The sequence below is a fragment of the Homoserinibacter sp. YIM 151385 genome (genome assembly GCF_027912415.1).
Taxonomy (GTDB): domain Bacteria; phylum Actinomycetota; class Actinomycetes; order Actinomycetales; family Microbacteriaceae; genus Schumannella.
In genome coordinates, this window is the sequence record NZ_CP115175.1 from 2,334,373 (window position 1) to 2,346,290 (window position 11,918).

An 11,918-nucleotide genomic window follows, 5' to 3' on the forward strand; every position below is an offset into this window, starting at 1 on the left:
AGCCTGGATCCATCAGGTCGCGTCGCCACTCTGAGACCGCACGCCTAGGCACCGCATCGAGTCGGGCCCGAATGTCGGGCGGTCACGGCGGACGACCGAGCGGGCAGGCGGTTCAGAGCCGTCTGCCCGCTCCTGATCTCCGGACCGCGTGATCCGGCCCGCACGGTCTGCCTCGCACGCGAGGAGGCCGGGGCCCCATCGACCCCGACCTCCCGCGTCGTGGCATGCTCCGGCTAGAACCCGGAGTTCCCGCTCACCCGGTTCACGGTGAAGCCGCCGTCGTTCAGCAGCCCGCCCGTCCCGGAGCCCGAGACGCTCGTGTTCGTGAACGAGGCGCTCCCGCTCGCGTGGATCTCGATCCCGTAGGTGCCGGACCCGGTGATCGCGACATCCCGGAACGAGACCTGCTGGATCGACTTCTGCCACGACAGGAGCACGCCGGCGTAGGTGCTGTCGGCGATCGCGTTGTCCCGGATCACGACGGGCGCGTCGATCGCGTGCACGTCGGCGTAGATCCAGAGGCCGGGCAGCCGGGTGTTCCAGTTGGTCTCCATGCTGCCGGTGCGCGTGAGCGTGTTGCGCTGCACCGTCGTCGTGCCCGTGAAGGGGACGCCGAAGCGGGTGCTGACCGCGATGCCGGCCGCCGCCTCGACGGTGTCCGCGACGAGGTTGTCCTCGACGCGGTTGCCGCCGCCCCCGCCGTAGACCGCGAGGCCGTTCGAGAGCGCGGGCGCCTGCACCGTGTTGAAGGCGAAGACGCTGTCCTGCACGGGGCTCCCGTCCGACCACATCGCGAGGCCGTCGTCGCCGGTGTTCCGGAAGGTCGACTGCACGACCTGCGAGTTGCGCACGCCGTCGCGGAAGTTCACGCCGTCCGCGTAGGTGTCGCGCACCCGCAGCCCCACCGCGAGCACGTCCTTCGAGCCCGGGCGGACCCAGAGGCCGACCTTGGTGTGCTGGATCCAGATGTTCTGGATGAGCGTCTCGCTCGCGAAGTCGCCCTCGATCGCGGCCTGCCCGGCGGAGTCCTCGCGCTGCGTGGCGCTCCCCTGGATGGCGAGGTCGGCGATCGTGACGCCGCCGCCCGTCGCGTAGAAGCCGCCGGCGTTCCCCGTGCCGAGGATCGTCGAGTGCCACGGCCCCGCGCCGAGCACCGTGACGCCCGAGAGCTGGATCGCGGTGCTCACCTGGAAGGTGCCGGCCGGGACCCAGACGGGCGCCCCCGCCGACTTCGCCGCGGCGACGGCCGCGGTGATCGCGGCGGTGTCGTCGCCGCCGCCCGGCGTCGCGCCGTGCGAGGCGATCGACACGGCGCCCGCGGGCGCCGTCAGCGCCGGCGGGACGGCCTCCGCCTCGACGAGGTCGATGTCGATGTACGGCACGACGGCCTGATCGATCTGGAGCCGGATCACGGTCCCGCTCGGCTGGGCCGGGATCACGACGCGCGCCTCGTCGTAGAAGCGGTGGGCGAGCCCCCCGCTCACGGTGTTGTCGAAGGGGTATCCGCCGTAGACCCAGGCGTGCTTCGAGGAGAGCGTCAGGTCGGTCAGCTTCGTGCTGCCGGCGTAGATCGCGATGGGGGCGGTCCGGCCGGTGCCGTCGGCGCTGTCGGGCAGCGAGTGGCGGATGACGAGGCCGCTCGCGGGCGCGGCGAGCGTGATGCTCACCTGCTCGCCCGCCGCATCCAGGCGCACGGCACGTCGTCCGCTCGATTCCGCCTGCACGGTGCGGTAGACGCGGGAGGCCGCGAGCACGGTCCCGTTCGTGGTGCCGCCCTCCGCCTCGTACTGGCGGTAGGGGGTCGTCGCGCCGCGCGCGGCGAGCGAGCCCTCCCCGGCGACCGCGATGCTGTCGAGCTGCACGTCGGCGCCCGCGGTCGCGGCGCGGAGCCCGACCGTGTTGACGCCGGCCCGGACGGGCACGCTCGCGGTGACGGTGCGCCAGCCGCTGCCGGCGGGGAGGGTCACCGTCGCGGCGCGTCGGGCGTTGACGAGGAGGTCGAGCGTGCGGGCGCTCGCCGCCTGGAAGCGGATCGTGACGGTCGCGGTGGATGCCGCGGGCATCGCGAGCGTGCGGATGACGCGGGCGCCCGGCTGGGTCAGCCCCTGCACGTAGCCGGAGCCGGTGAAGCCGGCGACGGCGGTGGCGGTCGTCGCGCCGCCGGAACGGTAGGCGAGCTCGGCCTCGCCGGGGCCGGCGGGCTGGGGCGGGGTGTCGGCGGAGACCTCGAGGCGGTCGAGGTTCACGTTGCCGCTGTCGGCCGCGCCGAAGCGGAGGGCGACATCGCGGTCGCCGGCGCTCAGGGTCGCGGTCGCGGTGGCGGTGCTCCAGGTGCCCCAGCTCGCGGTGGCGGGCAGGCTCAGCTGGCCCTGCGCCGCGCCGTCGACGAGCAGGGTGAGCGTCTTCGCGCTGCCCGTCCCGTTCGCGTAGCGGAACGCGAGGGTCTTCGACCCCGCCGCGGCCACCCGCACCTTGAAGGTCGTGGTCGCGGTGCCCTTGCTTCCGTCGGTGTAGCCGCCGACGAAGCCGGTGCCGCTGAAGCCAGCGTGCTCGGTCGAGACGGCGGTGCCGCCCGTGAGGGTCGCGCTCTCGGCCTCGAAGACCGGGCCCGCGGCGTAGTCCGCGCCCGTGCCGGTCCCGCTGCCGCTCGGCGTCGTCACATCCAGCGCGTCGAGGTTGACGTTGCCGGAGTCGGCCGTGCCGAAGCGGTAGGCGATCGTGTGGCTGCCGGCCGTGAGGCTCACGCTCACGGTCCGGGTCGCCCAGGAGCTCCACCCGGAGGTGGCGCCGAGATCGATCTGCTGCGCGGCGCCGTCGACGACCAGGGTGAGCGTCTTCGCGCTGCCCGTGCCGTTGGCGTAGCGCAGGCCGAGCGCGTGCGTGCCGCTCGCGGTCGTCGAGACCGCGAAGCTCGTGGTGGCCGCGCCCTTGTTGCCGTCGGTGTAGCCGCCGACGAAGCCGGTGCCGCTGTAGCCGCCGTGCTCGGTCGAGACGACGGCGCCGCCGCTGCGGCTCGCCTGCTCGGCTTCGTAGCGGGTGGTCGCCGCATGGGCGGGGGAGGCGCCGAGGGCGAGGAGCGCGGAGCTCATCACCCCGGTGGCGACGAGCAGCGCGAGTGCGCGCCGGCTCATCCTGGACTGGACAGTCATCATCGACTCCGATCTCTCCCGCGCTCGGGATGCGGCCGGGATGGTCGCGCGACGGTTTAACGCTACACCGTAGCGGCGCGGCCCTCTGAGCGGAAGAGCGGATTCCCGGACATGCCCTCGCGATGCGGGTCAGGCGCGGCGCGGAGGCGCGACGGTCCCGCGCTCGACGAGCTCGACGCCGAGCGTGACGGGCGAGCGCGGGCCCTCGCCCCCCTCGATCTCCTCGAGCACGATCCGGGCGGCCTCCGCGACCTTCGCGCGGAGGTCCTGCGCGATCGTCGTGAGCGCGGGCCGCGTGTAGCCGCTGATCTCGAGATCGTCGAAGCCGATGATCGATAGCTCCTCCGGGACCCGCACGCCGCGCTCCGCGAGCCCCGCCATGATCCCGATCGCGAGCACGTCCGCCGTCGCGAAGACGGCGGTCGCCTCGGGGTGGTCCTCGCGCAGCCGCAGTCCGAGCTCGCGCCCGTCCTCGAAGCTCGTGAGCACGCGCTCGACCGCGATCGAGTCGGCGTCGAGGCCGGCCGCGACGACCGCCGACCGGAAGCCCTCGAAGCGCTGCCCGACGACCCCCATCCCCTCGTACGGCGGGCCGGCGAAGAGCAGCCGGCGGTGGCCTGCGCCGGTCAGCGCGGCTCCGGCGAGCCAGCCGCCGCGGTGGTCGTCGGTGCGCACGCCGATCGTGCGCGGGTTGGCCGAGTAGCTGTCGAGCGCGACGAGGGGGATGCCGTCGACCGCGATCCGGTCGATCTCCGAATCGGCGAACTCGACGAGCACGGCGCCGTCGAGCGACCAGCCGCGGATGGCCTGGGCGATGTCGCCCTCCTGCTCGATCCCGCGGAGGAGCACGTGGTACCCGCGGTGCCGGAGGTGCTGCTCGATGCCGCCGATGACGGCGACGGTGTGCGGGCTGAAGAGGAGGCTCGACTCCTCGCGCACGGGGACGAGCGCGGCGACGATGTGCGAGCGGGAGGCCTTGAGGCTGCGGGCCTGGATGTTGGGGACGTAGCCGAGGCGGTCGGCGATCTCCTGCACGCGGGCGATCGTGCTCTCGGAGACGCGGGCGCGCTTGCCGTTCATGACGTTCGACACCGTCATCACGCTGACGCCGGCTGCGTCCGCGATGTCGCTGAGTCTGACGGTCACGAGGCCACCTTCCGGCTTCATCCTAGGCCCCGCTTGACGCGGGCCGGGATCGGGTCTAGCGTTCCACCAAGTTTAGCGATATAGCTTCGGTCGAAGGAGACCCCATGCCCGCACCCGCATCGTCGCGCACCCGCCTCGCGGTCGCCGCGGCGAGCCTCGCCGCCCTCGTCGCCGGCTCGCTCGCGGTCGCCTCCCCGGCGGCCGCCGCGGCCGCCGCCCTCGAGTACGAGGCCGAGGACGCCGTCCTCACCGGCGGCGCGGGCGTGAACGCGAACCACCTCGGCTACTCGGGCTCCGGCTTCGTCGACGGATTCGTCCTCGACCACCGGGGGGAGGCGCAGGTCGCGTTCCGCGTCGAGGTCCCGGAGGCCGGCGAGTACGGGCTCAACCTCCGCTACGCGAACGGCCTCGGCGCCGACATGACGCTCTCCCAGGTCGCGGGCGGCGAGGACCGGCAGATCACCCTGCCGTCCGCCGTCGGCGCGGGATGGAGCCGGTGGTTCGTGCACCAGGAGGTCGTCGAGCTCGAGGCGGGCGAGCAGGAGATCCTGTACCGCTTCGACGACGACGACACCGGCAACGTCAACCTCGACGCGATCGCGCTCACCGAGGTCGGCGACCTGACGGCGCCCGGCGGCGGCGCGACCGACCCGGACGACGTGCCCGGCGCGGGCGCCGACACCCGCTGGGATGCCGTCTCGGCGAAGCTGCGGACGACGACCGCACCGCGCGGCGGCCGCGCCTACCAGGCCGAGGGCGGCCTCGCCGCGAACGGCGCCATCACGGGCGAGCGCGCGGTCGACCTCCGCGCGGAGCGCGCCCGCCTCGTCCTCACCACGTTCGCCACGGACGCGCGCCGCCAGCTCCTCACCATCCGGTACCGGAGCGCGCAGGCGGCGACGCTCGTCGCGGGCGCCGACGGACTCCCGCTCGGCACCGTCACGCTGCCGCGGAGTCGCGGCTGGCGCGACATCGCCATCGCCGTCTCGCCGCGCCAGGGCCTCGGCACCTTCGAGCTCCGCCGACGCGGCGACGCCCTCGCCGGCGAGCTCGCGATCGACGGCATCCGCCTGCAGCGCGGCAGCGCGCCGGCCGCCCGGGGGGCGAGCCTGGGCACCAGGGTCTACGAGGCGGAGCACGGCGTGACGACCGGGCGCATCCTCGCCCCCAGCCGCGCCTTCCGCGAGCTCGCGGCCGAGGCCTCCGGCCGCCAGGCGGTCGCCCTCGAGTCGACGGGGGAGTCGATCAGCTGGAAGCTCGATGCGCCCGCCGACGCGCTCGCGCTCCGCGCCTCCATCCCCGACACCGCCGACGGCGCCGGACGGACCGCCGCGCTCGGGCTCTACGCCGGCACGCGGAAGCTCGCCGACGTCGCCGTGTCGAGCACGCACGCCTGGGTCTACGGCGCCTACCCGTACGGCAACGACCCCGCCGACGGCGGCGCGCAGCGCTTCTTCGACGAGAGCCGGGCGAGCTTCGCGAAGGTCCCCGCGGGCACCGAGCTGCGCCTCGTGAAGACGGCCGCCTCGCGCGACGTGCCCATCACGGTCGATCTCATCGAGACCGAGCGGCGCGCCCCGGCCCGCGTCAAGCCGGCCGGCTACATCGACATCCGCGCCCACGGCGCGGTCGCGGGCGACGCGCGGGACGACGCCGACGCGATCCAGGCCGCCGTCGACGAGGCGCAGGAGGCCGGTACCGGCGTCTGGATCCCCGCGGGCCGCTTCGTCGTGTCGCGCACCATCCGGCTCTCCGAGGTCGCCATCCGCGGCGCGGGTCCCTGGTACTCGACCCTCGCGGGCCGCGACGCGAAGGGCGGCCTCTACGCCATGGGCACGGGCGTCACGATCGCCGACCTCATGATCGACGGGGATGTGCGGTACCGCGACGACGCGCGCTTCGACTCCGGGATCGAGGGGAACTTCGGCCAGGGCTCGCTCGTGCAGGACGTCTGGGTCGCCCACACGAAGACCGGCGTCTGGGTGGATGCCGGCACCGACGGACTGCTCGTGGTCGGGGCGCGCGTGCGCGACGCCTATGCCGACGGCATCCACCTCCACGGCCGGGTCGCCGACGCGCGCGTCGAGCACGCGAGCGTGCGGAACACGGGCGACGACGCCATGGCCATGTGGTCGGTCGGCGGCGCGGTCACGCGCGGCGTCTTCTCGCGCAGCACCGTGCAGTCGCCGCTGCTCGGCAACGGGGCCGCCATCTACGGCGGCGACGCGAACCGCATCGAGCGGTCGATCATCGCCGACACGCTGACGGCGCCTGCCGGGATCGCGGTGAGCACGCGGTTCAACCCGGTGCCGTTCAGCGGCACGACCGTCGTCGCCGACAACGACATCCACCGCAGCGGCGGCTGGGAGCCGAACTGGAGCACCTCCTTCGGCGGGATCTGGGTCTTCGCCGACACCAGCCACATCACGACCCCGGTGGTCATCACCCGCACCCGCATCATCGACTCCGCCTACGAGGGGCTCCTCGTCAGCGGCAGCCATCGGGTGGACGACCTCCGCGTGAGCGACACGCGCATCGAGGGCACCGGCTCCTACGCGGTGGCCGCGCGCGTCGGCGGCGAGCACCGCTTCACCCGGGTGACGGCCGCGGGCGTCACCGAGCCGGCCGACGGCCGGAACCACCTCTGGGGCACCTTCGTCGACGGAGGCGGCAACACCGGCCTGCTCGAGGCGGCGACCGCGGGCTGCACCGTGAAGGTCGCCGCGACGCCCGTCGTCCGGGGGCGCTTCACGACGCTCGTGACCATCCGCAACACGGGCTCGAGCGCGCTCGAGGCCCGGTCCCTCGCCTGGCACGCGGGCAGCGGGGAGGCGGTGCGCCGTGCCGTCCTCGCCGATGTCGCGCAGAACGGCGCCCGCGTCGAGGCCTCGCTCGGCGGCCCCGCGATCCGGCCCGGGAAGACGCGCGTCTTCGCGATCGCCGGCACCGCGAACGCCGACCGCGTCGCCGCCCCGAGCGGCTTCGTGCTCGACGGGGTGAGCTGCCGATGACCGCGCAGCTCGACGGCGACCGCACCGCGGCGTCGGCGCAGCGGCTCGCCGAGCCGTGGTGGCGGGACGCCGTGATCTATCAGATCTACCCGCGCAGCTTCGCTGACGGCGACGGCGACGGCACGGGCGACCTCGCCGGGGTGCGGGGCCGGCTCGGCCACCTCGCCGAGCTGGGCGTGGACGCCATCTGGTTCACGCCCTGGTACGCCTCGCCGTTCGCCGACGGCGGCTACGACGTCGCCGACTACCGCGCGATCGACCCCGCCTTCGGCACGCTCGGCGAGGCCGAGCAGCTCATCGCCGAGGCCCGCGAGCTCGGCATCCGCACCATCGTCGACGTCGTCCCGAATCACGTCTCGGATCGGCACGCCTGGTTCCAGGCGGCGCTCTCCGCCGGCCCGGGATCGCCGGAGCGCGAGCGCTTCTGGTTCCGCCCCGGCGGCGGACCCGACGGCGCCGAGCCGCCGACCGACTGGATCTCGAGCTTCGCGGGCGGCACCTGGACGCGCGTCGTCGAGGCCGACGGGACGCGCGGCGAGTGGTACCTCCACCTGTTCAGCCCGGAGCAGCCGGACCTCAACTGGGACCACCCGGAGGTGCGCCGCGAGCACGAGGACATCCTCCGCTTCTGGTTCGACCGGGGTGTCGCCGGCATCCGCATCGACTCGGCGGCGTTCCTCGTGAAGGACCCGGCCCTGCCGCCGCTCACGGCATCCCCGGCACCCGGGCAGCACCCGCACATGGACCGCGACGAGCTCCACGACATCTACCGCTCGTGGCGCGAGGTCGCCGACTCCTACGCGGAGCCGCGCGTGCTCGTCGGCGAGGTCTGGCTCGACGACCCGAAGCGCTTCGCCGCCTACCTGCGCCCCGACGAGATGCACTCCGCGTTCAACTTCGACTTCATGACCCAGCCGTGGGATCGGGATGCGATGCGCGGCTCGATCGAGCGGACGCTTCGCGAGCACGCGCCGGTCGGCGCCCCCGCGACCTGGGTGCTCTCCAACCACGACATCACGCGGCCGGTCACCCGCTACGGGCGTGAGGACTCCGGCTTCGCCTTCGCGCGGAAGCGCTTCGGCACCCCGGTCGACCTGGAGCTCGGCACCCGCCGGGCCCGCGCAGCCGCCCTCCTCGTCGCCGCCCTCCCCGGCGCGCTCTACATCTACCAGGGCGACGAGCTGGGGCTCCCCGAGGTCGAGCTGCCGGTCGAGGTGCTGCAGGACCCGATGCACTTCCGCTCCGACGGGGTCGACCCCGGCCGCGACGGATGCCGGGTGCCGCTGCCCTGGTCGGGCGACGCGCCGCCCTACGGCTTCGGTCCGGGCGAGGCGGCGCGCACCTGGCTGCCGCAGCCCGCCGACTGGGCGCCGCTCACGGTCGCGGCGCAATCCGCCGACCCCGACTCGATGCTCGCCCTCTACCGGGCCGCGCTCCGCATCCGGCGGGAGCGCGCGGACCTCCGCGGCGGCGAGCTCCACTGGCTCGAGCTCGGCGACGACGTCATCGCCTTCGTCCGCGGCGACGGCACCCTCAGCGTCACCAACCTCGGCGCCCGGGCCGTCGACCTGCCGGCGCACCATCGGATCCTGCTCGCGAGCACCCCGCTCGAGGACTCGACCCTGCCCCCCGACTCCACCGCGTGGCTCGCCCTGTGAGCGCGCGCATCCAACCCGGTCCGGACCCGGACCGCACCGAGAACCACACAGCACGGAAGGATAGGACCATGAAGATGCGACGGAGCATCCTGATGCTGGGCGCCATCGGCGCCTCCCTCACACTCGCGGCGTGCGCGGCCGGACCCCAGGAGGGGCCGGCGGGCGGCGACGAGAAGCTGACCCTCTGGGTCGACCCGAACCGCTTCGTCGAGATGCAGCCGCTCGTCGAGGCGTACCAGGAGGAGTCCGGCGTCGAGGTCGAGCTCGTCGAGAAGGCGGTCGAGGACATCGGCCCCGACTTCGTCGCGCAGGTCCCGACCGGCGAAGGCCCCGACCTCATCATCTCGGCGCACGACGGCCTCGGCGAGTGGGTGAAGAACGGCGTCGTGGCGCCGATCGAGTTCGCCGACAAGGCGGAGGAGTTCCTGCCCGCGGCGGCCCAGGCGGTCGCCTACGACGGCCAGTTCTACGGGGTCCCGCTCGCGCTCGAGAACGTCGCGCTCGTGCGCAATGACGACCTCCTCTCCGACACGAAGGCGACGACCTTCGACGAGCTCATCGAGGAGGGCCGCTCGGCCGGCACCGAGTTCCCGGTGCTCATCCAGCAGGGCGAGCAGTCGGATCCGTACCACATGTACCCCCTGCAGAGCTCCTTCGGGGCGCAGGTCTTCGAGCAGAACGCGGACGGCTCGTACACCTCCGAGCTCGCGATGGGCGGCGAGGCGGGCCACGCCTGGGCCGAGTACCTCGCGAAGCTCGGCGAGGAGGGCGTGCTCGACATCGCCGTGGACGGCGCGGTCGCCGGGCAGGCCTTCGGCGACGGCAAGTCGCCGTACATCATCACCGGACCCTGGGGCATCCCGGGCATGCAGGAGGCCGGGATCGACTTCACCGTCCTCCCGGTGCCGAGCGCGGGCGGCGAGGCCGCGCAGCCCTTCGTCGGCGTCTCGGCGATCTTCATCTCGGCGAAGTCCGAGAACCCGGTGCTCGCGAACGACTTCGCGGTCAACTACCTCTCGACCGAGGCGGCGCAGGATCTCCTCTACGAGACGAGCAAGCGCAGCCCCGCGCTCGTCGCCTCCGCCGACAAGGTCGACGATCCCGTCATCGCCGGGTTCACGGAGGCCGGCGCGGAGGGCGCGCCCATGCCCGCGATCCCCGAGATGAGCGCCGTCTGGGGCTTCTGGGGCGCGGCCGAGGCGCAGATCATCGACGGCCAGGTCGACCCGATCGAGGGCTGGGACGCCCTGGTCGACAACATCCAGGGCGCGATCGACGCCGGCTGATCGACCCGCTCCCGCCCGCCGGACGACCGGCGGGCGGGAGCGGCACCACCCGGCACCGCCCGCGCTCCACCCACCCCGCACCCACCACCGAGGACCCCGATGGCGCTCACCACCTCCACCGCCCCCGCCGTGACCGGCGGACGCCGCGGCCTCGGCGTCGGCTTCCTCGTGAAGCTCGTCGTCGTCGGCCTCGCGGACGCGCTCGGCCTGTACGGCGTCCTCACCTCGCTCGCGACCGAGCAGTGGGGCATCCTGGTCTTCCTCGTCGCGATCCTCGCGGTCGTGAACTGGGCCTACTTCTCGCGCCGCGCGGTCGCCGCGAAGTACCTCGTGCCGGGCGTGATCTTCCTTTTCGCGTACCAGATCTTCGCGATCGGCTACACGGGCTACGTCGCCTTCACGAACTACGGCGACGGCCACAACTCGACGAAGTCGGATGCGATCGAGCAGATCTCGATGCAGAACGAGGTGCGGGTCGAGGGCTCCGCGTCCTACCCGCTCACGGTCGTCGCGCAGGGCGAGCGGCTCGGCTTCGCGGTCGTCGTCGACGGCGAGGCCCAGCTCGGCGCACCGGACCAGCCGCTCGCGCCGGCGCCCGACGCGACCGTCGCGGGCGAGCAGGTGGAGGCCGTGCCCGGCTGGGAGACGCTGCGCTTCGTCGACATCGCCTCCCGCCAGGCGGAGGTGACGGCGCTCCGCGTCGCGCTCTCCGACGACCCCGCCGACGGCTCGCTCCGCACGCAGGACGCCTCGACCGCCTTCGTCGCCGTGCCGGCGCTGCAGTACGACGCCGAGGCGGACGCCTTCGTCGACACCGCCGACGGCACCGTGTACACGCCGAGCGAGCGCGGCAACTTCGTCTCGGAGGACGGCGAGGCGCTGAGCCCGGGCTGGCGGGTCGGGGTCGGCTTCGACAACTTCGGCGCGATGGTCGCGGACGCCCGGATGGCGGGGCCCTTCGTCCAGATCTTCCTCTGGACCTTCGCCTTCGCGTTCCTCTCGGTCGTCACGACCTTCGCGCTCGGCATCTTCCTCGCGGTGACCTTCAACGATCAGCGGCTGCGCGGTCGGCGGATCTACCGCTCGCTCTTCATCCTCCCGTACGCGTTCCCGGGCTTCCTCTCGGCGCTGGTATGGGCGGGCATGCTCAACGATCGCTTCGGGTACATCAACGTCGTCCTCTTCGGCGGGGCCGACATCCCCTGGCTCACCGACCCGGTGCTCGCGAAGGCGTCGGTCATCCTCGTCAACCTGTGGCTCGGCTTCCCCTACATGTTCCTCATCTGCACGGGGGCGCTGCAGGCGGTGCCGGCGGACCTCGTGGATGCGGCGCGCATCGACGGCGCGGGCCGCTGGCAGATCTTCCGGAACGTGACGCTGCCGTTCGTGATGGTGACGGTGACGCCGCTGCTGATCTCCTCCTTCGCGTTCAACTTCAACAACTTCGCGCTCATCTACATGCTCACCGGCGGCGGTCCGAACTTCGTCGGCACCCCGTACGTCGTCGGCCATACCGACGTCCTCATCTCGATGGTGTACTCGGTGGCCTTCGAGAGCGGGAGCAAGCAGTACGGCGTCGCGAGCGCCCTCTCGCTGCTCATCTTCGTGATGGTGGGCGTCATCTCGTGGCTCGGCTTCCGCCGCGCCCGCCGACTCGAGGAGATCTGA

The 11,918-nt window shown here is 73.3% G+C and carries 6 protein-coding genes; 4 read left to right on the forward strand and 2 right to left on the reverse strand.

Features of this window, described 5'->3' with window-relative positions; genetic code table 11:
* Nucleotides 1–233: 233 nt before the first annotated feature.
* Nucleotides 234–3,149 (reverse strand): CBM35 domain-containing protein, encoded by a 2,916-nt coding sequence (locus tag OF852_RS11335; protein WP_271119269.1) that lies wholly within the window; start codon nucleotides 3,147–3,149, stop codon nucleotides 234–236.
* Nucleotides 3,150–3,278: 129 nt separating this feature from the next.
* On the reverse strand, nucleotides 3,279–4,295 hold the full coding sequence (locus OF852_RS11340; RefSeq protein WP_271119270.1) for a LacI family DNA-binding transcriptional regulator: 1,017 nt from the start codon (nucleotides 4,293–4,295) through the stop codon (nucleotides 3,279–3,281).
* A gap of 104 nt (nucleotides 4,296–4,399) precedes the next feature.
* Here OF852_RS11340 and OF852_RS11345 point away from each other — a divergent pair, with 104 nt between their 5' ends.
* The 4 genes from OF852_RS11345 (at nucleotide 4,400) to OF852_RS11360 (ending at nucleotide 11,918) form a co-directional block, all read left to right on the forward strand.
* Nucleotides 4,400–7,306, forward strand: coding sequence for a glycosyl hydrolase family 28-related protein (locus OF852_RS11345; protein ID WP_271119271.1), 2,907 nt, complete (start codon nucleotides 4,400–4,402; stop codon nucleotides 7,304–7,306).
* Nucleotides 7,303–8,964: a glycoside hydrolase family 13 protein gene (locus tag OF852_RS11350; RefSeq protein WP_271119272.1), complete on the forward strand. Its 1,662-nt coding sequence runs from the start codon at nucleotides 7,303–7,305 to the stop codon at nucleotides 8,962–8,964. Before OF852_RS11345 ends, OF852_RS11350 begins: the two co-directional genes overlap by 4 nt.
* A gap of 68 nt (nucleotides 8,965–9,032) precedes the next feature.
* Entirely contained in the window at nucleotides 9,033–10,250 is a 1,218-nt protein-coding gene (locus tag OF852_RS11355; protein ID WP_333781461.1) for a sugar ABC transporter substrate-binding protein, read from the forward strand.
* 99 nt (nucleotides 10,251–10,349) lie between these two features.
* Nucleotides 10,350–11,918 (forward strand): ABC transporter permease subunit, encoded by a 1,569-nt coding sequence (locus OF852_RS11360; protein ID WP_271119273.1) that lies wholly within the window; start codon nucleotides 10,350–10,352, stop codon nucleotides 11,916–11,918.

Excerpts from the sequence above, each read along its gene's own strand:
- OF852_RS11335 (WP_271119269.1), bottom strand. The coding sequence starts at position 3,149 with ATGACTGTCCAGTCCAGGATGAGCCGGCGCGCACTCGCGCTGCTCGTC.
- OF852_RS11345 (WP_271119271.1), top strand. The coding sequence starts at position 4,400 with ATGCCCGCACCCGCATCGTCGCGCACCCGCCTCGCGGTCGCCGCGGCG.
- OF852_RS11350 (WP_271119272.1), top strand. The coding sequence starts at position 7,303 with ATGACCGCGCAGCTCGACGGCGACCGCACCGCGGCGTCGGCGCAGCGG.
- OF852_RS11355 (WP_333781461.1), top strand. The coding sequence starts at position 9,033 with ATGAAGATGCGACGGAGCATCCTGATGCTGGGCGCCATCGGCGCCTCC.
- OF852_RS11360 (WP_271119273.1), top strand. The coding sequence starts at position 10,350 with ATGGCGCTCACCACCTCCACCGCCCCCGCCGTGACCGGCGGACGCCGC.